Raw genomic sequence first — 20,682 nt, 5'->3', positions numbered from 1 at the left:
GCCAGCCGGGCGTCGCGCCACCGGGCGCCCGGGACGAGCGGCGACTCGGCTCTGAGCGCGGCCACGGACGCCGCGTAAGCGGCCGGATCCGCGCCGAGCACGGCCAGGTCGGCGTCGCTGACCCGCGCCCCTGCGTCGTCGCCGGGGGCGGGGGAGTGGTGCACGGTCACCAGCACCAGGCGGCAGACCTCGGCGACCTCGATGGCGGGCAGACCTGCCGCGGCCAGGCTGCGCGCGGCAAGGTCGGCGGAGGCGTCCTCGTCCGGCCCGGTGGTGCCGGTGTGCACGGCGTCGTGGAACCAGATCGCCAGCCGTTCTGCCCTGGCCGCGCCACCGAGTTCGCCGAGCGCAGTGAGCGCAGCCGCGAGGTGCCCGGTGTCGTGGTAGTGGCGGTGCGGCTCGCTCCATCGGCGCAGCAGGTCGGTGCCGAGCTCGTCCGTGCCGGGCAGCAGGCTCGCCCATTCCCGGGCCAGTGCCGAGATCACCAGGTCACCACAGGCCGGTGAGCCACCACGCCAGCCCGGCGCAGGCGGAGGCGAACAGCACGCTGGCGAACGTGCCGATGATGAACCGCTCGGCGGCCCCGCTGGTGGTCGCCTTCAACTCGGGGTACCGGGCGAGCCCCTTCACGGCGAGCACGACGGCGATCCCTCCGCTGAATCCGGAGAGGATGGACGCGTAGACGGCCAGCCGCTCGAGCAGGCCGATCCAGCGGCCGCCGCGCAGCTGTGCGGACGCGGCCTGGATGCCGGGGGATGCCTCCGCCTCGTCGTCGACGCCGGCGTCGCTGCGAGGGCGGGGCGCGTCGGCCCGGCGCAGGACGAGGCGCACCAGCGGGCTGCCGAGGAACGTCGCGACCAGGCCGAGTGCCGCGACGACGAGGGCCTTCAGGGCGACCGCGAGCACGGGGTTCATCCGGGGCCCCCGCGGAGTTGTCCGGGGGAGCGCAGCGGCGGAGAAGAACTCGGTGGGGTGGTTCCGGGGCCCCCGCGGAGTTGTCCGGGGGAGCGCAGCGGCGGAGAGGAGTTCTGTGGCGTGCTCATGCGGGTGCCCCGATCTCCTGCAGCCGGGCGAGCAGTCGCGCGCAGAGTTCGGCGCCGCGCGAGCTCTCCGACCTGGCCGCGCGGGAGAGCCGCTGGCTGACCGCGGACGCGCTGATCCCGAGCCGGGTGGCGGCCTCGGCGTTGGTCAGGCCCTCCTCGAGCAGGTCCATCAGCTCCCATCCCTCGCTGCTGCGGCGTTCCAGAACTGAGCGGAGCAGCCACAGGCCGGTCTCGGCGTCCCGTGCCGCACCGACGGCCCCACCGTAGCGGTCGTCGCCGACAGCAGGGGTCGTGATCGCGGGGTCGAGGGCGAGCGCGAGGTCACCCGGAGCCCGGCGCGCCCGGGTGATGGCGGTGCGGGCGGCGAGGTAGGCGCCGCCTCTGGCCGCCCTGGTCGAGGCAGGCAGGGGAGCCTCGACCGTCCCCGCGCCGACGCCGATCCGCCACTGCTGGAGCCGGGTCAGCCGGACGACCGCCTGCACCACCGTCACGGGGTCGTCCAGCAGCCCCTGGAGTTCGTCGCCGGCCGTGCGTTCGAAGGGCAGCACGCTCGGCAGGGCGTCCAGCGCCGCCAGGGCGGCGGGGACGCGGTCCTCGCCGGAGCGGCTGTCCACCTGGTCGGCCAGCACGACGAACCGTAAGCCAAATGACTTCATATGATCAGATTAAGTGATATGCCTTCATAGAGCAAGGTTCAGCCGATGCCCAGCACCGGCGGCAGCAGGAGCAGCAGCCCCAGCGACCAGATCAGGTGGGTGACGATCCCGCCGAGGACGCCGCCGGTGACACGTCGCTGGACGCCCGCGACCACCCCGATCACCGCGGCGGCGATCACCATCACCGGCATGCCGCTGGGGATGGTCGCGAGTGCGTAGACCAGGGTGGTGACCAGGAGTGCCTGGCCGTCGCCGACCGCGGCATAGAGCGCGCCCCGGAAGAAGATCTCCTCGCCGATCGCGATCAGGGCGGTCAGCGCCGCGACGATCGGGACACTGCCGTAGCGCGCGTGGTCCAGCAGTGCGACCAGTGGCTCGCGCAGGGCTGGCAGCGGGGCGACCAGGGCCGCGCCGGCGAGGAACACGCCGAGCAGGAGGGCGCCGATCACCACGCCCTGCAGGACGACCCCGCGGGCGCCCGACGCCCCCGGCAGCGTGCCGAGGTGCAGCGTGCCCGAGAGCAGGCCGCCAATGATCCAGACCGCGCCGAGGGCGAGGGTCGTGCCGTAGAACGCGGGATCACCGGCAGGGACGCGCAGCGTGAGGGCGAGCATGAAGGATCCGACGGCGAGCGTGACCGAGGAGATCCACCGGCGCTGGACGAGAAGCTCCGCCGGTTCCTCCCGCGAGGTCGGTTCCGCCCTGGCCGCATCGAGGAAAGCGCGTAGTCCCGTGCCGGTGTTCATCACTGAGCCGCTCCTTCACCCAGTCGGGCGCGACGCTGCACCACTGGACGCATCGTATCGGCCCGACCCGCCCTGGGGGCTCACGGAGCCTCCGAGCACAGATCGGCGACGATGGCGATCGGAGCGAGCGCGACCAGGTCCGCGGGCGCGACCTCCACCGAGACCGAGGCGCTGCCGCTGCCGCAGTAGACGACGGCGTGGGCCAGCAACGAGGAGTCGACCGCGCGGACCACTCGGGGGTCGTCGCAGGCGGGGGAGACCCCGCCGGGCTCCATGCCGAGTTCGAGGAGCTGGCCGGGGTCCATCGGGTGCAGGGCTGAGCGCGGCACGCCGAGCGCGCGGGCGAGGTTGCCGTAGCGGAGCCGTGCCCTGCCGGGGATGGCCGCGAGGGCGAAGCGCCCGTCCGGCAGGACGAAGGCGAGCGTCTTCGCCGAGGTGTCGACGTCCAGGCCGGTGAGGTGGAGGTCGGCCTCGCGACGGGCGGGAGGGTGTTCGTGGAGTCGGAAGGGGACTCCTGCGCGGGCGAGCGCCGCGGCGGCCGGGGTGGACGTGCTCACGGCACGAAGTGTGACAGACCGGCGCCGCGTCGTGCGCGGCCGCAGCTGCTGTCTTGACCCTCGGGAGGGTGCAGGGTCAGTGGGCGATCCGGACGGCCACCGGGATCGGGCCGCGGGAGATGCCGGCGGATGCCGGGGTACGGACGGGGTGGGCGGCGGGCACGCCGGCGATCGCATCGTCGAAGACCACGACGCCCTGGTACTCCGGATGGCAGCGCTGGACGTGATCGATGCCGGCGACCCGGCTGTGGAACCGATCGTCGCAGGCCCCGCAGACGTAGCGGTCGTCCGTGGCTACCAGTCGATCCAGCCATCGATCGAACCGCGACACCAGTCTTTCGGTGATGGTGCTCATGTGGTGCATCCGATCAGGAGTGGGGGGTTGGCCAAGGGGGTGGCCGGCGGGGGTGGCGCGGAGACGATTTGTCATAATGTCGCTTATCGGACAATCGGATCCGGGCCGTCGTGCGTGGTGTGCCTTCGCCGCCGTGGCCCTGCTCTGCGTCGTCCTGGATGGCGTGAGGGAACTGGGTGGCCAGTGCCCGGAGGACGTGAGCAGCGCCGTGGCGGAGTCGGCTACGGGTTGGCGTGGGTGAAGATGTCGGGCGGCAGCACGAACAGTCCGGTAGTACCGATGCCCAGGGCTGCGACCCCGGTGATGACGACAGCTGCGATGAAGGCGACGAAGATGCCGTACTCGACGGCAGTCGCCCCTCGCTCCCAGTTCCTTTTCTGCATGGACCGAGCGTAATGCAGTGGCAGACCCACTGAAAAGGCGTTTCGAAGCCATTCATTGGCGTTGTCCGGACCGTTTTGTCCCCCCTTCGGGCGACAAATTGATGTATTTGTCACCCGTTCGGTGGACAGCGGTCACCCGAACGGAGGACCACGCTCCCCCGCCCCCGGGTCGAGCGTGGTCGAAGCCGGTCCGGAGCTGGTGGGCCGGTACCGGAGCCGATTGTTCCACCCCGAATTGGCGAACTCGCCGCGACGCGCTCATCGCGCACCGGAATTCCTGCCCGGACGGCGCGCCGCGGACGAATAGTGCGAGCGCCGACCGGAATGCGACAGCCGCCGGGAACGGGGTCGGCGACGCTGTCGCGGCGAACTGTCCGGATCAGAGGTTGATCATGTGGCCGGCGATCCCCTCGACGGCCTCCTTGAGCGCCTCGGACAGGCTCGGGTGCGCGTGGATGTTGCGGCCGACCTCGTCGGCGGTCAGGTCCCACTGCTGTGCCAGGGTGAGTTCGGGGAGCAGTTCGGAAACGTCCGGGCCGACCATGTGGGCGCCCAGCAGTTCGTTGTAGCGGGCGTCGGCCACGATCTTGACGAAACCGGTGGCCTCGCCCAGGCCGTGCGCCTTGCCGTTGGCGCTGAACGGGAACTTGGCCACCTTCACCTCGTAGCCGCGCTCGGCGGCCTGGGCCTCGGTGTAGCCGAAGGAGCCGACCTGCGGCTGGCAGTACGTCGCCCTGGGGATCATGTCGTAGTTGATCGCCATGGTCTCCGTGCCGGCGAGGGTCTCCGCCGCGACCACTCCCTGTGCCTCCGCGGTGTGGGCGAGCATCAGCTTCATCGTCACGTCGCCGATCGCGTAGATGCCGGGGACACTGGTGCGCATGTAGTCGTCGATGGCGATCGCCCCGCGTTCGGTGAGTTCCACGCCGGTGTTCTCCAGGCCGTAGCCGGTGGTCCGCGGCGCGAAGCCGAGGGACTGGAGCACCCGCTCGGCCTCCAGGACCTGGCCCTCTCCCCCGGCGGCGGGGCTGACCCGCACCCGGACACCCTCGGAGTGCTCCTCGATCCCGTCGACCTTGGTGCCGGTGAGGACCTTCACGCCCATCTTCCGATAGGCCTTGGCGAGTTCGGCGGAGACCTCGGGATCCTCGTTGGGGACCATCCGGTCCAGGTACTCGACGATGGTGACCTCGACGCCGTAGTTGGCCAGGACGTAGGCGAACTCGGTGCCGATCGCGCCCGCGCCGCAGATGACGATCGAGGCGGGCAGCTGGTCGGAGAGGATCTGCTCCTCGTAGGTGAACACGCGCGCCGAGCGCTGTGTCCCCGGCAGCAGCTTCGTGGTCGCCCCCACCGCGATGATGCAGTCGTCGAAGGTGACGGTCTCCTCGCCGTTGTCGGTGGCCACGCTGATGGTCTTCGCGTCGGTGAAGCTGCCCCAGCCGTTGATCTCGGTGATCTTGTTCTTCCGCATCAGGAAGTGGACGCCCTTGACCATCCGGTCCGACACCGCGCGGCTGCGGGTGAAGGCGGAGGTGAAGTTGAACCGCACCTCGCCCTCGATGCCGAAGGTGTCGGCCTCCGCGTTGAAGATGTGGGCCAGCTCGGCGTTGCGCAGCAGGGCCTTGGTGGGAATGCAGCCGACGTTGAGGCACACCCCTCCCCACCACTGCTTCTCGATGACGGCGACGCTCTTGCCCAGCTGGGCGGCGCGGATGGCAGCGACATAGCCCCCGGGGCCAGCGCCGAGGACAACGACATCGAAATGTTGGGTCATGCCGGTCACTCTAGCGGGGCGCCGGGCGCCGGAGAGCGGCGCGACAGACCGGTGATCGGCATGCCGCACGTTCCTGCACACCGGGGCTCCCCAGGGGGTCTGCGGGACCTGCGTCGGGCCGTTTCGGTCCCGTTCATATCCCATGTGAGATACGCTCGCCCTGTGGCAGACCTCCTCCCGAGCAGTATCGGCACCCTCATCCGGGACGCGCGCAAGCAGCGGGGCCTCACCCAGCAGGAGCTCGCAGAGGTGCTCGGCACCTCGCAGAGCGCGGTGCACCGGATCGAGTCCGGAGGCCAGAACCTGAGTCTGGAGATGATCAACCGGATCGCGGGCGCGCTCGACTCGCCCCTGATCCACGCGGGGCCGGCCGGGCCCATGCACCTGCGCATCCACGGCCCGGTCACGCTCAGCGGCTCGATCGCGGTGCGTTCGTCGAAGAACGCCGCGGTGGCGCTGCTGTGCGCGTCCCTGATCAACCGCGGACGCACCGTGCTGCGTGGCATCGCCCAGATCGAGGAGGTCAACCGGATCCTCGAGGTGCTGACCAGCATCGGGGTGCGGGCGACCTGGTCACAGGACAAGTCCGAGCTGGAACTGGTCCGGCCGGCGAACCTCCGCCTGCACACGATGAACGTTGAGGCGGCCCGGCGGACCCGGTCGATCATCATGTTCCTCGGCCCGCTGCTGCATTCCGAGGAGTCCTTCGACCTGCCCTATGCGGGCGGCTGCAATCTGGGCGCCCGGACGGTCACCCCGCACCTGCAGGCACTGCGTCACTTCGGCCTGGCCGTGCGGACCACCCAGGGGTTCTACCACGCGGAGGTCGACGAGGTGACCGAGCACGAGCGGCGGATCACCCTCACCGAGCGGGGCGACACGGTGACCGAGAACGTGCTGATGGCCGCGGCGCTGTTCCCCGGTCGCACCGAGATCCGCAATGCGTCGAGCAACTACATGGTGCAGGACCTGTGCTTCTTCCTCGCCGAGCTGGGCGTACGGATCGAGGGGATCGGCACCACCACCCTGGTCGTGCACGGGCTGGAGCGGATCGACGCGGACGTGGTCTTCGCCCCCTCCGAGGACCCGATCGAGGCGATGAGCCTGATCACCGCCGCGATCGTGACCGGTTCGGAGTTGACCGTCCAGCGCGCGCCGATCGAGTTCCTCGACATCGAACTGGCGATCCTGTCCGAGATGGGCCAGTCCTACACGCTCAGCCCCGAGTACCGCTCCTGCAACGGGCAGACCCGGCTGGTCGACATCACCGTCCACCCCTCGGTCCTGCACGCCGCGGCCGACAAGATCCATCCGATGCCGTTCCCCGGCCTCAACATCGACAACCTGCCCTTCTTCGCCGTGATCGCGGCCGTGGCCGAGGGGCGGACGATGATCCACGACTGGGTGTACGAGAACCGGGCGATCCACCTGGTCGAGCTGAACAAGCTCGGCGCGGACGTCCAGCTGCTCGACCCCCACCGCATCGTGGTCACCGGCCCCACCCGCTGGCGGGGCCAGGAACTGATCTGCCCGCAGGCACTGCGTCCGGCGGTCTGCCTGCTGCTCGCGGCGCTCGCCGCGCGGGGCACCAGCGTCCTGCGCGACGTCTACGTGATCAACCGCGGTTACGAGGACCTGCCCAACCGTCTCAACGCCCTCGGCGCGCACATCGACGTCTTCCGCGACTGAACCCCTGGGCAGGAATGCCCAGTCCTGCTCGGCCCGGACGGTGCTCCCATGGGTGAGCGACGAAGGGGGACCGCGATGGACGTCGAGGCGGCGGCACGGGCGGCTGCGGAGGACAAGGCAGCCCTGGACACCTACCGGACCCTGCGGGCGGGGCTGGTCGCGATCGGCCTGCTGCTCGCGGTGGGTCTGGCCGTCCACATCGTCCGGGCCGGTGGGCGGGTACCGCCGTCGATCTCGGCGACCTTCTACTCCGACGACCTGCGGGGGATCTTCGTGGCCACGCTGCTGTGCGTCGGTCTGGCGCTGGTGGCCGTGAAGGGACGCCCGGGCGCGGAGAACACCCTGCTGGACATCGCCGGCGTCCTGATCCCGGTGGTGGGCTTCGTCCCCACCCCGATTGCCGACCCGAGCTGCCCGCTCCCCGGGCGGGACTGCGTTCCGGAGGCCCTGCACGCCGCCATCGACACCAACATGTGGGCCTACCTCGGTGCGGGGCTGGTCGCGCTCGTGGTCGCGGGCCTGCGGATGTGGTCGGTCCGTTCGTCGACGCCGTGGAGCCCGTCCACGCGCCGCGGCCTGGTCGTCGTCAGCGTGCTCTGGCTGGTGTACGCGGGCGGCTACGCGTTCGTCCGGCCGGTGTTCGTCCAGTTCGCCCACTACACGTCGGCGATCTCGTTCTTCCTGCTGCTGATCGCGGTGGTCTGGATCAACGGACGCACCTCTCTGGGGGTCAACGATCTGGCCGATCTGTCGGGCGCCGCCTACCGCCGGGTCTACCGGGCGATCGCCATCACCATGCTGGCGGCGGTGGCGGTCGGCATCGTGGTGTTCGCGATCACCGGACAGCAGAACGCCGTGGTGGGCGACCGGTTCCCGGTCGTCTTCTGGATCGAGGCCGTGCTGCTCGCCCTGTTCGTGACCTACTGGGTGTTCCAGACCGTCGAGCTGTGGAACTACTCCGTGCCGCCACAGGCCGGCTGAGGGGCGGGGACCCGACCTAGCCCACCGTCAGCAGTGGGGTCGAGCTGAGCAGGATCGGCGTCGCCGACAGCGGGACCGCCAGCCTTCCGTGGTTCCATGCGGGCAGGGCGACCCCCGCTGCGAAGGCGTTGGCGACATGGATGCCGTCGTGCACCCACTGCCACTCGAACGCCTCGTGGGCGTCCTGGTCGCCGGTGAAGGGATCGGCCTCCCGCCACAGCACCTGCACTGCCTTCCCCGAGCCGGGCGGGAAGACGACCGTGAAGGCGTGGACGTCCGTGCGGTCGCCGAGCGTGATCCGCTCGACGGCAACCGCGTCCCGCAGCGCCGCGGCGAGCATCCGGAACGTGGCCGCCGCCGGCTGGGCGTCGGCGAGCGCTCCGTCCCGGAAGTCGAGCAGCGCCAGCCGGGCCGAGACCAGGCCGAGCAGGTTGTACGGGTCGGAGTAGTCGGGTACCTCGGGGGCGAGGTCCCAGTAGCAGGTGGTGGTCACGCCCTCGCTGAAAGCGGTCAGGCTGCGGGTGACCAGCTCCCGGCAGGCGATCCGGTCGCGACGTGCGGCCAGCTCCGGCGGGCAGCCGTCCAGGAACTGCTGGAGTTCCTCCGGCAACTCGGGAAGGCGCCGGTAGAGCTCCCGCATCGCGCGCCGATCCGGTGTCTCGGTCCCGCTGGCCCCGCCCTGCGGCAACGAGGTCGTGCCGTCGCCGAAGGCGGCCAGCATCGTCGCCTGCACAGCCTGCTCGGCGGCCGGGAACCCGAAGATCGTGGGCCCGCCGTACTCGCCGACGACCAGCGGCTGGCCGCAGCCGTGGCGATCGAGCAGCTCCCGCACCGCGGCCAGGTGGCCAGGGATGCGCCGTGGGTCGTCGTACAGGTGCACGTCCGCGAGGTCGAAGCACGAGCCCGCGGCCGCGCAGACCGCATCGAAGAACTGCCATGCCTCGCTGCCCGGCTCCGAACTGAGGGCGTCGTAGCCGACGCCGCCGAGCACGACGCGTCCGGCGCCGGGCACCGACCGGACGGCCCCGGCGAAGCTGGTCAGGAGGTCGGCGTACTCCCCCGCCGTGCCGCTCCACAGCAGACCGGCGTTGCTGGGCTCGTTCTCGCACTGCCAGTAGTCCACCCGGTGTTCGCAGCGGCGCACGAGCGCAGCCACGAACTCCGCGTAGGCGGCCGGGTCGCGGGGCGGAGAGGGCGGCAGGAAGGACGACGGCGTCCGGGTCGCCCACGGCGAGCTGCTGCAGACCGTCAGCCACAGCCGGCCCCACCCTGCGACCTGTTCGAGCAGGCGGTCGACCACGGTCCACTCGAGCCGTCCGGGCGCGGGTTCCACCTGGCCCCAGTACACGTATGCCCTGACCAGGCCCGCATTCAGAGAGTGGGCGGCCGGCCCGAACTCCTCCGGTGCACCGAACAGCCCGTAGCTGATCCCGCGGACAACGCCCATCGTGAGCACGCGCACACACCTCCGTCGGTCGCGGTCTGTGCCCACCGTACCCAGCCGCCCGCCTCGCCGAACCGGGGGCCGGGAGTGCCGATCAGTGCTCCGGCGGCGGCGGTGGAATCGAGGCCAGGCCGGGCACGCGTCCCGGCCAGACCAGGACGACGCGGCAGGGCGCGTGGTCGACCACGAAGCGGGTGTGCCGGTCGAGGCTGTGCGGGCCGAGCCGCGACACGTCGCCGTCCCTGGCCAGGACGAGGACGTCGGCGCCCGCTGCGGCAGCGGTCACCTCGCGTTCGACCCTCCCCTCGCGCAGCACGACGGCTGCCTCCCGGCCGAGCCGCGCCGCGGCCGCGGCCAGCATCGCCCGGGTCGACTCCCTGGCGAGTTCGGTGACCTGCACGCCGGGGTCGCGTCCGCTCCCCCGCCCCCACAGGCCGGTTCTGGCCCCGGTTGCCTGCGCGGCGAGGTCGCCGGGCAGCGCAGCGAGGAGCGTGACCTCCTCCTGGCCGGCGAACAGCTCGTTCACGGCGTCCACGCAGGCCGGCCAGGTGGCCTCCGCGATCCAGACCAGCACCTTCATGCTGCACCTCCGAACAGTTGTAGCGAGCCCCACAGGGCGACGACGGCCGCGACGATCGCCACGGGCGTGGCGAGGAGGCCCAGCCAGGTGAACTCCGCCAGCGGCGCCTCGTGGTCGTGGGCGTGGACGATCCGGCGCCACAACAGGGTCGCCAGCGACCCGACATAGGTCAGGTTGGGGCCGACGTTCACGCCGATCAGGACGGCCAGCGCAGGCCCGGGCCCCGCGCCGACGGCCAGCGGCAGCAGGATCAGGACCGCGGGCAGGTTGTTCACGACGTTGGCGAGCACGGCGGCGAGTCCCGCCCAGCCGAGCAGGGCAGGCAGCGACGCGCCCGAGGGCACGATCCTGCCCATCAGGTCGGCCAAGCCGTTGTTCACCACGGCCTTCACCACCACGCCGAGCGCCAGCACGAACGCGAGAAAGGGGATGTTGAGCGCGCCGGCCACCTCGCCCACCCGGACCTGCCGGCGGACCAGCGCCCGGACCGCGAGGACGAGGGCGCCGGCCCCGGCGACCCACGCCACCTCCAGGCCGACGAAGGAGGCGACGACGAACCCGGCCAGCGTGAGTGCCACGACGGATGCGCTGAACCGGGGCAGCGCAACCTCCTCGCCGCGCTCGCTCGCCGACGCTCCCGCGCCCACGCTGAGGTCGCCGGCGAAGTACCAGCGGAACGCGAGGTACTCCACCCCGATCACGACCAGCCACGGCAGCAGCATCAGGGCTCCGAACTGGACGAAGCTGATCCCCAGCGCCGTCATCGCCAGCAGGTTGGTGAGGTTGGAGACCGGAAGCAGGAGCGAGCCGGCGTTGGCCAGGTGCGTGCAGGCGTACACGTGCGGACGCGGCCGCACCCCCACCCGGGCCGCCGTGGCGAACACCACCGGGGTCAGCAGGACGACCGTGGCGTCGAGGCTGAGGACCGCGGTGGTGACGGCGGCGGCGCCGAAGACCAGCACGAGCAGCCGCTGCGGCTCCCCTCTGCTGCGCCGGGCCATGAACCGGCCCGCCCAGTCGAACAGCCCGTCCCGTGCGCACAGCTCGCTGAGCAGGAGCACCGCGGCGAGGAAGCCGACCACCGGCAGCAGCCGCAGGCTCTCCTCCCCGGCCGTCGCGAGGTCGACGCCGCCGGTGAGCAGGACGACCAGCGCAGCGGGCACGGCGGCCACGGCCTCGGGCAGGCCGCGAGGGCGGACGACGGCGAAGGCCAGCACTGCCGCCAGCAGCAGTGCGGCGAGGACCTCCGCGCCGGCCATCCGCTCAGCGCAGCCGCGTCACCGCGAAGTGGAACGCCGGGTCGACCAGCTGGTCCTGCGCTGCGACGAGCAGCAGTTCGTTCGAGCCGGCATCGGTGGTGGCCTTGAGCAGCGAGTACACCGCGTCGGCGGTGCGTCCGATCGCCGACCCGGCGTCCCCGTGCTCCAGGCAGTGGGCCAGGAACAGGGCGGCGGTGAGGTCGCCGGAGCCGGTGAAGTTCCGCTCCAGGCGCGGGGTGGCCACCTGCCAGGCGCCCTCGGCGGTGTCGACGAGCATCAGGATCTCGTCGGGGTTGGTCCCTTCCAGCACGGTCGAGGTCACCAGCACGACGTCGGGGCCCGCCGATCGCAGCGCGTCCGCCGCCCCCAGCACCTCGCCGACCGTCGTCGTGGTGCGTCCGGTGAGGAAGTCGAGCTCGAAGTGGTTGGGCGTCACGATCTGCGCCGCGGGCACGACCTGGTCGCGCATGAACTCGGGGATCCCCGGACGCACGTAGACGCCGCGTCCGACGTCGCCGATCACGGGGTCGCAGCAGTAGATCGCCCGCGGGTTGCGCCGCTTCACCAGCTCGACCGCCCGCAGCACCTCCGCTCCCACCGCCTCGGCGCCCTGGTAGCCGGACAGCACCGCGTCCACGCGGTCGAGCACGCCGCGCTCGTCGATGCCCTGCACGACATCGGCGATGTCGGACGCGGCGAGCAACGGGCCGCGCCACGCCCCGTAGCCGGTGTGGTTGGAGAAATGGACGGTGATCACCGGCCAGACCTCCACCCCGATGCGCATCAACGGGAACGTCGCGGCGCTGTTCCCGACGTGGCCATAGGCGACAGAGGACTGGATGGACAGGATCGTCGTCACCGGGACATTACACACCACCGGCGGTGGCGTGCCGTGCACGTGGAACCCCTAGAGTGCAGGCGTGCAGCGACCCCGGCCCCCCTACCTGGACACGCGGTTTGCAGCGATGGCCCACCGCGGCGGCTGGGTCGTCCCCGGCGATCGGCAGCGCGAGAACAGCGCCTATGCGTTCCGGCGCGCCGTCGAGCTGGGCTACCGCTATCTCGAGCTGGATGTCCACACGACCTCCGACGGTGTGCTCGTGGCCTTCCACGACGACATGCTCGACCGGGTCACCGACGCCACCGGCCGCATCGCCGATCACCCCTGGGCCGAGTTGTCCGGCGTCCGGATCGGCGGCACCGACCCGATCCCCCGGCTCGACGACCTTCTCGACGAGCTGGGCGAGAGCCGGTTCAACATCGACATCAAGCAGGCGGGGGCGATCGGGCCCCTGGCCGCCACGATCCGCGCCCGCGGTGCCGGCGACCGGGTGTGCGTAGGGTCCTTCTCCGGCGCGCGCCTGGCGGCCTTCCGCAAGCTGGCACCGGACGTCCTGACGTCGATGCCGCCCCGCGGTGTCGCCGTGGCCACCCACGCGATCGGGCTGCGGCGCGTCCTGATCGACCCGGGCCTGGCGCTCCAGATCCCGGTCCGCCAGGACGGCGCGCCGCTGCCGCTGGTCCGCCCGGACGTGATCCGCTGGGCACACGCGCACGGCCGGGTCGTGCACGTCTGGACGGTGAACGACGCCGACGAGATGCGCCGGCTCATCGACCTCGGCGTGGACGGGCTGGTCAGCGACGACCTCAGCACGCTGAAGGAGGTGCTCGTGGAGCGCGGACTGTGGGAGGACCGATGAAGAGCACGCCGGCACAACGGGCCTGGTACTGGTACGACTGGGCGAACTCGGCGTTCTACACCACCACGGCGACCGTCCTGATCAGCCCCTACCTGGTCAGCCTGGCCACGAACGCCGCCTGCCCCGACCTCACCTCCGGGACCTGCACGCGCACCGTTCCACTCCTGGGACTGTTCCCCGTCCTGCCCGGTGCGCTGCCGTCGCTGCTGGCCACGATCAGCACGCTCGCCTCCGCGGTGATCCTGCTCCTCGTGGGCGCGGCGGCCGACCGTTCCGCCCACCCGCACCGCTGGCTGGGCACGACGGCGTGGATCGGCGCCGCCGCCGGGGCGCTGATGTTCGTCCTGATGGGATCGAACTGGCAGCTCGGCGCGTGGCTGATGGTGATCAGCCTGATCGCGTTCGGCGCCTCCGTCGTCGTCTACGACTCGATGCTGGTCCGGATCGCCGGCCCGGACGACCGCGACCGGGTGTCGAGCCGGGGCTGGGCATGGGGTTACGTGGGCGGTGGCGTGCTGCTGGCGCTGAACTTCGCCGTGCTGTCGGTGTACCCCGCACTCGGCATCGACAAGGCGATGGCGGTGCGGCTGTGCCTGCTGTCGGCGGGGCTGTGGTGGGCCGGCTTCACCATCATCCCGGTCCGGGGCTTGCGCGGGCTGCCCAGGGACGTGCCGGCGGACGTGGCGGCCCGCAACCCGTTCCGGCAGCTCGCCTCGACGTTCGCCGAGCTGCGGCACTATCCCCAGACCCTGGCCTTCCTGCTGGCGTTCCTGTTCTACAACGACGGCATCCAGACCGTGATCGTCTCCTCCAGCGTCTACGCGATCCGCGAGTTGGGGATCGAGGAGAACCTCGTCCTCGCCACGTTCCTGCTCACTCAGTTCGTCGCGATCGCCGGGGCACTGGGCTTCGGCCGCGTCGCCGCCCGGATCGGCGCCCGGCGGACGGTGCTGATCGGCATCGGGATCTGGCTGGTCGTCGTGCTGGTCGCCTTCTCGATCCCTGCCGGTGTGGTCGGCGCGCTGTTCGGGCTGGGGGCGGCGATCGGGGTGGTGATGGGCGGGACGCAGGCGCTGTCGCGGTCGATGTACAGCCAGCTGATCCCGCTGGGGCGCGAGTCGGAGTACTTCAGCTTCTACCAGGCGATGGAGCGGGGGACGAGTTGGCTCGGCACCCTCACCTTCGGGTTGGTGTTCCAGTTCACGCAGTCGTACCGCCTGGCGCTGGTGGCGCTGATGGCGTTCTTCGTCGTCGGCGGCATCCTGCTGGCCCGGGTCGACATGCGCAAGGGAATCATCGATGCGGGGAACGCGTTACCCCGGGTGTGGTGACCTCCGCCCGCCCGGCGGGTACGAGGAGGTCGAGCGGCTGCTTGGTGCGGCTGGCTAGCTTTTGGGACGGAGGTAGGTGCGATGGCTGAACGTGCGTTGAGGGGTGCTGGTCTCGGAGCGAAGAGTCATGCCGACCCGTCCGGAGTCGAGTTGGCGCCGCGTCAGGAGATCGGTTTCGACTGCCCGAAGGGTCACCACTTCGAGATCACCTTCGCCGAGGAGGCGGACCTGCCCACGGAGTGGGAGTGCCCCCGCTGTGGCGAGATCGCCCGCCGCTCCGACGGCGTCGAGCCGGAGGTCAAGGAGACCAAGGCGCCCCGCACCCACTGGGACATGCTGCGTGAGCGTCGCTCGATCGAGGAGCTCGAGGACCTTCTCGCCGAACGTCTCGGCGAGATCCGCGGCGAGAACCACTGACGCCCGAACGCCGCCCCGCGGCGCACCCGGCGTCGCCCGGCCGGCGCCGCTAGTCCTCGATCTCGCCGCGGACCACCTGGTCGGCGGCGGCGGATGGCGGCACGTCGTCGACGGTCTCGCCCGGGACCACCGTCCCGGAGTCGTACCGGCTGCGGGCGCCCCCGACGTCGAGGCCGAGCCCGGCCGAGTGCCGGGCGATCACCATGCCGAGCACTCTGCGTGCGAGCGGACGCGTGAACGGCAGCAGGAAGACCAGGCCGACGATGTCGGTGAAGAAGCCGGGCAGGATCAGCATGATCCCGCCGACGAGGATGAGCGCGGCGTCCGCCAGTTGCCCGGACGGCAGGCGGCCGGTGCTGTAGGCGTCCACCAGCGCCTGCCAGGCCTTGCGTCCCTCGCGACGCATCAGCCAGGCGCCGAGCACCGCCTCGCCGACCAGGATCAGGAGGGTGGGCAGCACACCGATCCTGACCCCGACGACCGTGAGGATCCAGACCTCCGCGACCGCGACGAGGACGAACACCCCGACCAGGGCCGGCAGCAGCCACGGCCGGCGCGTCCGGGCGGGCACGGTCATGACGGGCCGCCGGCGGGCCGTCGGGCGCCGAACAACGAGGCCAGCTGCCCGAGCCGGTACTGCGCCCCCCAGCGGGTGGTCAGCAGCATCGCCTCCACGACGATCCTCCCGCTCATCTTGGAGTTGCCGAGTTCGCGCTCAACGAACTCGATCGGGACCTCGGCCACCGTGAAGCCCGAGCGAATCGCCCGGCGCACCATCTCGACCTGGAAGCCGTAGCCGGCCGCCTCGACCCCGTCCAGGCCCATCCCCTGCAGCGTCGTGGCGCGCCAGGCGACCAGGCCGCCGGTGGCGTCCCTGACCGGGAGGCTGAGCATCAGCTGTGTCCACAGGTTGCCGCCGCGGGAGAGCAGTTCGCGGTGCAGCGGCCAGCCCTTGGTGGACCCGCCCTTCACGTAGCGCGAGCCCTTCACCGCGTCGGCCGTCCGCAGCCGCTCGAGGATCGCGGGCAGGTACTCGGGCTGGTGCGAGCCGTCCGCGTCGTGCTCGACCAGCACCTGATAGCCCTCGGCGAGTCCCCAGTGGAAGCCGGCGATGTAGGCGGCTCCCAGCCCTTCCTTGCCCAACCGGTGCAGGACGTGGAGGTGGTCGTCCGCGGCGGCGAGTTCGTCGGCGATCGCGCCCGTCCCGTCCGGGGAGTTGTCGTCGGCCACCAGGATGTGGGCGGTCGGCACGGCCGCGCGGATGCGGGCCGTGATCGGGCGCAGGTTCTCCGCCTCGTTGTAGGTGGGGATGATGACGAGCACCCGCTCCAGCGGCACTGCCGAGTCGGTCATTCTGCTGTTCTTCCGGTCGTGGTTCGGACGGCGCCCATTCTGCCCCATCGCAGGGAGGCCAGGAGGGCGAGAGCGGACAGGACGACGATCGCCAGTTCCAGCGGGGACGCCAGCCAGGTCGCGGGGGTTTCCCCCGTCCGCTCCGCCAGGGTGACCACGCCGGAGGCGCCGTCGTGTTCGGGTGCGGTGAACGCCACCGAGCCGTCGGCGTTGATCAGCCCGCTCACCCCGCTGGTCGTGACGACCAGCACCTCCCTGCGCAGTTCCAGCGCGCGGGCGCGGGTGATCGCGAACTGCTGCTCGATCTGCCCGGTGCCCTGGTACATGGCGTTGCTGGACTGGACCACGATCACCTGGCCGCCGGCCCGGACGGTGTCGTAGACGACGTCGTCGTAGACGAGGTCGTAGCAGATCATCACGCCGACGGTGAGCGTGCGTCCGCCAGGCAGGGTCACCGGCAGTGCGCCCGGCTCGGTGCCCGGGACCGACTGTGCGCCGACGAACGCGAGTTCGGGGATCAGCGGCAGCAGCAGCGAGCGCAGCGGCACGAACTCGCCGAACGGGACGATGCCGCGTTTGACGTATCGGGCGACCTCGCCCGTGACGTCGTCCCACCACAGCGAGGCGGTCTGGCGTTCGTCGGGGCCCGGCCCGTCCAGGATGACGCCGAGGAAGATCGGCACGCCGAGCCGCGCCGACATCTGTGCGACGAGGCGACCGGTCTCGGCGTCGGTGTGGGGGTCCATGTCGGTGGTGTTCTCGGGCAGGACGACGAAGTCGGGCTTCGGCAGCTCGCCGGCGTCGATCCGGTCCTGGAGGCGGTTCACCTCGGCGAGGTGGTTGCGCGTGGTCGTGCGGGCCGCGCCGATGCCGTAGACGCCTCCGCCCGGGGCGCCGCCCTGCACCCAGCCGACGCTCACCGAGCCGGTCTGGGTCCCGACGGGAACGAGCATGCCGGCACCGGCGACAACACCGATCGCCGCCAGCACTGACGCGGAGACGACGAGGTGGCGCCGGCTGGGACGCGACGCGAGCCAGGCGATGCCCTGCCCGATCAGGGCGGTGAGGAAGCTCAGCCCCGCTACGCCGACCAGTGGGAGGACCCCGGCCAGCGGGGAGTCGACCATCGCGTAGCCCAGACGCATCCAGCCGAAGCCGTTGAACGGGAAGCGCGCGTAGGTGAACTCGACTCCGGCCCAGCAGCCGGCGGCGAGCAGCGGCCACCACCGGGTCCGGGCGGCGACCTTGAGCAGCGCTCCGAGCAGCGCGAAGAAGAGCGACTCGAGTCCGACCAGGCCCAGCAGGGCTTCCAGGAAGATGGCCTGCATCCAGGTGATCCCGAGCAGCAGGAACCCGACTCCCCACACCAGCCCGAGACCGGTGGCACCGCGGACCCGGCGCGCGGCGAGCACGACCAGCGTCAGGGCTGCGACGCCGAGCGGCACCAGCGGCCACCACCCGTAGGGCTCGAAACCGAGGGCGGTCGCGACACCGGCGGCGGCGGCGATCCCGCCGCGCAGGCCCCAGTGCCGTGCGGCGAGCCACTCGACCACAGGCCTCCCTTCGACAGCCCGCCCAGCCTACCCACCGCCGTGGCCCCGTTCGGCCGGCCCGGTCTCTCCCCGAACGCTCCCGAAATTCGGCCGCGCTCCCGAAATTCCGGGAGCGCGGCCCAATTTCGGGAGCGCGGGCGTGGGAGGGCTGGCAGCATGGGGCGATGACCGGACCGGGACTGATGCTGTTCGACACCGCGTCGCTGTACTTCCGCGCGTTCCACGGGATCCCGTCGTCGCTGCGGGCGCCGGACGGGCGGCCGGTGAACGCGGTCCGCGGGCTGTTGGACTTCATCGCCCGGTTCGTCGCGGACTACTCCCCCACGCAGGTCGCCTGTTGCTGGGACGAGGCGTGGCGGCCTGCGTGGCGGGTGGCGCTGGTGCCGTCCTACAAGGCCCACCGGGTCGACCACGACGATGTCGAGCGGGTGCCGGAGGACCTGGTCGGGCAGGTGCCGCTGATCCGCGAGGTGCTGGACGCCCTCGGGCTGGCCGTGATCGGGGCGGCGGACTGCGAGGCCGACGACGTGATCGGGACGCTCGCGACGCGTTCGGCGGTGCGGGTCGACGTCGTGACCGGGGATCGCGACCTGTTCCAGCTCGTCGACGACGCCCGGGGGGTGCGGGTTCTGTACTGCGGGCGCGGCGTCGCCAACCACGACCGGGTGGACGCGGCGTGGCTGCGGGCGAAGTACGGCGTCGATCCCGGCGGCTACGTGGACTACGCCGTCCTGCGCGGTGATCCGTCCGACGGCCTGCCGGGCGTGGCGGGGATCGGTGAGAAGACCGCGGCAAAGCTCGTCGCCGAGTACGGCGGACTGGACGGCATCGTCGCCGCGGCGGACGCGGGCAGGCTCCCCTCGACCCTCACGGTCCGGCTGAAGGCGGCGATGGACTACCTCGGTCCGGCCAGCGAGGTGGTGGCGGTCGACCGGGACGCCCCGGTCGCGGAGCGGGACCTCAGCCTGCCGTCCGCGCCGCGCGACCGCGTCCGCTTCGCCGCCCTCGCCGAGGAGCTCAATCTCGGCGGGCCCGCCGAGCGGATCGTGAAGGCGCTCGCCGCCACGGCCTGACCCCGACCAGGACCGGGTGGGCGGTTCAGCCGGCGCGAAGGGCGTAGACGGCCGAGCCGGCGACCACGTTGTAGAGGCTGTCGCCGGTGCGCAGCGGGCGTCCGCCCGGGCTGAGCACGATCCGCTTCTCGATCACGAGGCCGAGGCGGGCGAAGAGCTGCTCGAGCTCGACCAGCGTGGTGTGGCGCAGGTTTGGGGTGTCGTACCAGGCGTGCGGGATCTCGCGTGACATCGGCATCCGGCCACGGAGCAGGCGGACCCGGTGCCGCCAGTAGCCGAAGTTCGGCACCGAGACGATCAGGTGCCTGCCGATCCGCCCCATCTGCTGCAGGACGTCGGCCGGCCGGTGCAGGGTCTGCACGGTGCGGGAGAGCACGACCACGTCGTAGGAGTGGTCGGCGAAGTCGTCCAGCTCGGTGTCCAGGTCGAGTTCGATCACGGGGACGCCGGCGGTGATGGCGGCCAGCACGGAATCCGGGTCGATCTCCACGCCGGTCCCCCGGCAGCCGTCCTCCGCGATGATGTGGGCGAGCAACTCCCCCGCGCCGCAGCCCAGGTCGAGCACCCGGCTGCCCTGCGGGATCAGCCCCGCGACGAGGGCGAGGTCGGGACGCAGGCTCATCGCGCCGCCTCCGCCAGGGCCCGGCCCAGGAACGCCCGCAGCGTGGCGTGGTACGGCTCCACCTCCAGCAGGAACGAGTCGTGGCCCCACGACGAGGGGATCTCCCGGAAGGTCACCGGCTGGTCGGCGTGCTCCAGCGTCCGCACGATCCGCCGCGAGTGGTCGGTGCCGAACCGCCAGTCGGAGGCGAACGACATGACCAGCCAGTTCACAGGGCAGGCCCTGACCGCCGCGAGTGCGTCCGCGCCGGTGAACGGGTCGAAGTAGTCCATCACCCTGGTCAGATAGAGGTAGCTCAGGGCGTCGAAGCGCTCGAGGAACGCCTGGCCCTGGTGGTCGAGGTAGCTCTCCACGGCGAAGTCGATCCCGAAACCCGGCTCGTGCGCGTCCGGATGCGGCTGGCGGCCGAACTTCTCGGTGAGCGCGTCCTCGCTCAGGTAGGTGATGTGGGCCATCATCCGGGCGATCGACAGCCCGGTGTCGGGGTTGACCCCCGCCGAGGCGTACGCGCCCTCCTCGAAATGTGGATCGGTCATGATGGCGCGCCGGGCCACGGCCGAGAAGGCGATGTTCTGCGCGGTGAGCCGGCTGGACGCGGCGATCACCAGGGCGTTCGCGACCTCCAGGGGATGGTCGAGCGCCCACTGCAGCGCCTGCATGCCGCCCAGCGAGCCGCCCAGGACGGCCAGCAGCCGCGTGATGCCGAGGTGGGCGACGAGCGCGCGGTGCGCCGCGACGAGATCGCGCATCATCAGGACGGGGAAGCCGAGCCCGTAGGCCTGGCCCGTCGCGGGATTGGTCGAGGACGGCCCGGTGCTGCCCTGGCAGCCGCCGATCAGGTTGGCCGAGATCACGAAGAAGCGATCGGTGTCCAGCGGTTTGCCCGGCCCGATCAGGTTGTCCCACCACCCGGGACGCCGCGCGCCCTCGTGCCAGCCGGCGGCGTGCGCGTCCCCGGTGAGCGCGTGGCAGACGAAGACGGCGTTGTCCGCTCCCGGCGACAGCGTGCCGTAGGTCTCGTAGGCCACGTCGACGGGGCCGAGTGTGCCGCCCCGCTCCAGGACCAGCGGGTTCTCCGCGGTGAACAGCCGGACGTTCTGGGTGCGGACGATGCCGACCGAGCCGGCGTCCGGCGTCCCAGCCATCGACAGAACCCTCCCAAG

The 20,682-nt window shown here is 71.5% G+C and carries 23 protein-coding genes; 6 read left to right on the top strand and 17 right to left on the bottom strand.

Features of this window, described 5'->3' with window-relative positions; all coding sequences use genetic code 11:
* The 8 genes from QM633_RS04580 to lpdA all read right to left on the bottom strand — a co-directional run.
* Positions 1-485 (bottom strand): metal-dependent phosphohydrolase (locus QM633_RS04580; protein WP_415152550.1); only part of this gene is annotated, 485 nt, incomplete at its 3' end.
* Between the two features lie 4 nt (positions 486-489).
* Complete coding sequence (locus tag QM633_RS04575; protein WP_415152549.1) at positions 490-915, bottom strand: hypothetical protein; 426 nt, start codon at positions 913-915, stop codon at positions 490-492.
* A gap of 124 nt (positions 916-1,039) precedes the next feature.
* On the bottom strand, positions 1,040-1,699 hold the full coding sequence (locus tag QM633_RS04570) for a sigma factor-like helix-turn-helix DNA-binding protein (RefSeq protein ID WP_415152548.1): 660 nt from the start codon (positions 1,697-1,699) through the stop codon (positions 1,040-1,042).
* Positions 1,700-1,737: 38 nt separating this feature from the next.
* Entirely contained in the window at positions 1,738-2,445 is a 708-nt protein-coding gene (locus tag QM633_RS04565) for a CPBP family intramembrane glutamic endopeptidase (RefSeq protein ID WP_415152547.1), read from the bottom strand.
* Between the two features lie 80 nt (positions 2,446-2,525).
* Positions 2,526-3,002 carry an aminoacyl-tRNA deacylase gene (locus QM633_RS04560; protein WP_415152546.1) on the bottom strand — a complete coding sequence of 159 codons (477 nt, stop codon included), beginning with the start codon at positions 3,000-3,002 and terminating at the stop codon, positions 2,526-2,528.
* Between the two features lie 76 nt (positions 3,003-3,078).
* Complete coding sequence (locus QM633_RS04555; RefSeq protein WP_415152545.1) at positions 3,079-3,357, bottom strand: hypothetical protein; 279 nt, start codon at positions 3,355-3,357, stop codon at positions 3,079-3,081.
* 221 nt (positions 3,358-3,578) lie between these two features.
* Complete coding sequence (locus QM633_RS04550) at positions 3,579-3,740, bottom strand: Flp family type IVb pilin (RefSeq protein ID WP_415152544.1); 162 nt, start codon at positions 3,738-3,740, stop codon at positions 3,579-3,581.
* 379 nt (positions 3,741-4,119) lie between these two features.
* Positions 4,120-5,517, bottom strand: a complete 1,398-nt coding sequence (gene lpdA / locus QM633_RS04545) for a dihydrolipoyl dehydrogenase (RefSeq protein WP_415152543.1) — start codon at positions 5,515-5,517, stop codon at positions 4,120-4,122.
* A gap of 162 nt (positions 5,518-5,679) precedes the next feature.
* Here lpdA and QM633_RS04540 point away from each other — a divergent pair, with 162 nt between their 5' ends.
* Both QM633_RS04540 and QM633_RS04535 read left to right on the top strand, forming a co-directional pair.
* A complete protein-coding gene (locus QM633_RS04540; protein ID WP_415152542.1) occupies positions 5,680-7,206 on the top strand; it encodes a helix-turn-helix domain-containing protein in 1,527 nt (508 codons plus the stop codon).
* A gap of 48 nt (positions 7,207-7,254) precedes the next feature.
* Positions 7,255-8,187, top strand: coding sequence for a hypothetical protein (locus QM633_RS04535; RefSeq protein WP_415152541.1), 933 nt, complete (start codon positions 7,255-7,257; stop codon positions 8,185-8,187).
* Positions 8,188-8,203: 16 nt separating this feature from the next.
* On the opposite strand, the gene QM633_RS04530 is transcribed toward QM633_RS04535, so the two are convergent.
* The 4 genes from QM633_RS04530 to pdxY form a co-directional block, all read right to left on the bottom strand.
* On the bottom strand, positions 8,204-9,643 hold the full coding sequence (locus QM633_RS04530) for a hypothetical protein (protein WP_415152540.1): 1,440 nt from the start codon (positions 9,641-9,643) through the stop codon (positions 8,204-8,206).
* An 82-nt stretch (positions 9,644-9,725) separates the two neighbouring features.
* The gene (locus QM633_RS04525) at positions 9,726-10,211 is read right to left on the bottom strand and encodes a universal stress protein (RefSeq protein ID WP_415152539.1); all 486 of its coding nucleotides are present in this window, start codon (positions 10,209-10,211) and stop codon (positions 9,726-9,728) included.
* The gene (locus tag QM633_RS04520) at positions 10,208-11,470 is read right to left on the bottom strand and encodes an SLC13 family permease (RefSeq protein ID WP_415152538.1); all 1,263 of its coding nucleotides are present in this window, start codon (positions 11,468-11,470) and stop codon (positions 10,208-10,210) included. The genes QM633_RS04525 and QM633_RS04520 overlap by 4 nt, the downstream gene beginning before the upstream one ends.
* Positions 11,471-11,474: 4 nt before the next feature.
* The gene (pdxY, locus tag QM633_RS04515) at positions 11,475-12,329 is read right to left on the bottom strand and encodes a pyridoxal kinase PdxY (protein WP_415152537.1); all 855 of its coding nucleotides are present in this window, start codon (positions 12,327-12,329) and stop codon (positions 11,475-11,477) included.
* 61 nt (positions 12,330-12,390) lie between these two features.
* Here pdxY and QM633_RS04510 point away from each other — a divergent pair, with 61 nt between their 5' ends.
* From QM633_RS04510 to QM633_RS04500, 3 genes are all read left to right on the top strand, one after another.
* A complete protein-coding gene (locus QM633_RS04510; protein WP_415152536.1) occupies positions 12,391-13,170 on the top strand; it encodes a glycerophosphodiester phosphodiesterase in 780 nt (259 codons plus the stop codon).
* Entirely contained in the window at positions 13,167-14,501 is a 1,335-nt protein-coding gene (locus tag QM633_RS04505; protein WP_415152535.1) for an MFS transporter, read from the top strand. Before QM633_RS04510 ends, QM633_RS04505 begins: the two co-directional genes overlap by 4 nt.
* Positions 14,502-14,582: 81 nt before the next feature.
* Positions 14,583-14,918: an RNA polymerase-binding protein RbpA gene (locus tag QM633_RS04500; RefSeq protein WP_415152534.1), complete on the top strand. Its 336-nt coding sequence runs from the start codon at positions 14,583-14,585 to the stop codon at positions 14,916-14,918.
* A gap of 49 nt (positions 14,919-14,967) precedes the next feature.
* On the opposite strand, the gene QM633_RS04495 is transcribed toward QM633_RS04500, so the two are convergent.
* From QM633_RS04495 to lnt, 3 genes are read right to left on the bottom strand one after another with little or no spacing between them, the layout of a single operon-like run.
* The gene (locus tag QM633_RS04495) at positions 14,968-15,495 is read right to left on the bottom strand and encodes an FxsA family protein (RefSeq protein WP_415152533.1); all 528 of its coding nucleotides are present in this window, start codon (positions 15,493-15,495) and stop codon (positions 14,968-14,970) included.
* Positions 15,492-16,271, bottom strand: a complete 780-nt coding sequence (locus QM633_RS04490) for a polyprenol monophosphomannose synthase (RefSeq protein WP_415152532.1) — start codon at positions 16,269-16,271, stop codon at positions 15,492-15,494. Before QM633_RS04490 ends, QM633_RS04495 begins: the two co-directional genes overlap by 4 nt.
* Complete coding sequence (gene lnt, locus QM633_RS04485) at positions 16,268-17,824, bottom strand: apolipoprotein N-acyltransferase (RefSeq protein ID WP_415152531.1); 1,557 nt, start codon at positions 17,822-17,824, stop codon at positions 16,268-16,270. Before lnt ends, QM633_RS04490 begins: the two co-directional genes overlap by 4 nt.
* A 164-nt stretch (positions 17,825-17,988) precedes the next feature.
* Between lnt and QM633_RS04480 the strand changes: the two genes are divergently transcribed.
* The gene (locus QM633_RS04480; protein ID WP_415152530.1) at positions 17,989-18,897 is read left to right on the top strand and encodes a 5'-3' exonuclease; all 909 of its coding nucleotides are present in this window, start codon (positions 17,989-17,991) and stop codon (positions 18,895-18,897) included.
* A gap of 25 nt (positions 18,898-18,922) precedes the next feature.
* Here the strand turns inward: QM633_RS04480 and metW are convergent, their stop codons facing one another.
* Together metW and metX are read right to left on the bottom strand one after the other, a co-directional pair.
* Positions 18,923-19,519: a methionine biosynthesis protein MetW gene (metW, locus tag QM633_RS04475; RefSeq protein ID WP_415152529.1), complete on the bottom strand. Its 597-nt coding sequence runs from the start codon at positions 19,517-19,519 to the stop codon at positions 18,923-18,925.
* Positions 19,516-20,664, bottom strand: a complete 1,149-nt coding sequence (gene metX, locus QM633_RS04470; RefSeq protein ID WP_415152528.1) for a homoserine O-acetyltransferase MetX — start codon at positions 20,662-20,664, stop codon at positions 19,516-19,518. The genes metW and metX overlap by 4 nt, the downstream gene beginning before the upstream one ends.
* Positions 20,665-20,682 lie beyond the last annotated feature (18 nt).

Source organism: Propionicimonas sp. (assembly GCF_047606205.1).
GTDB lineage: Bacteria > Actinomycetota > Actinomycetes > Propionibacteriales > Propionibacteriaceae > Propionicimonas.
This window is presented reverse-complemented; position numbering and strand designations above follow the sequence as displayed.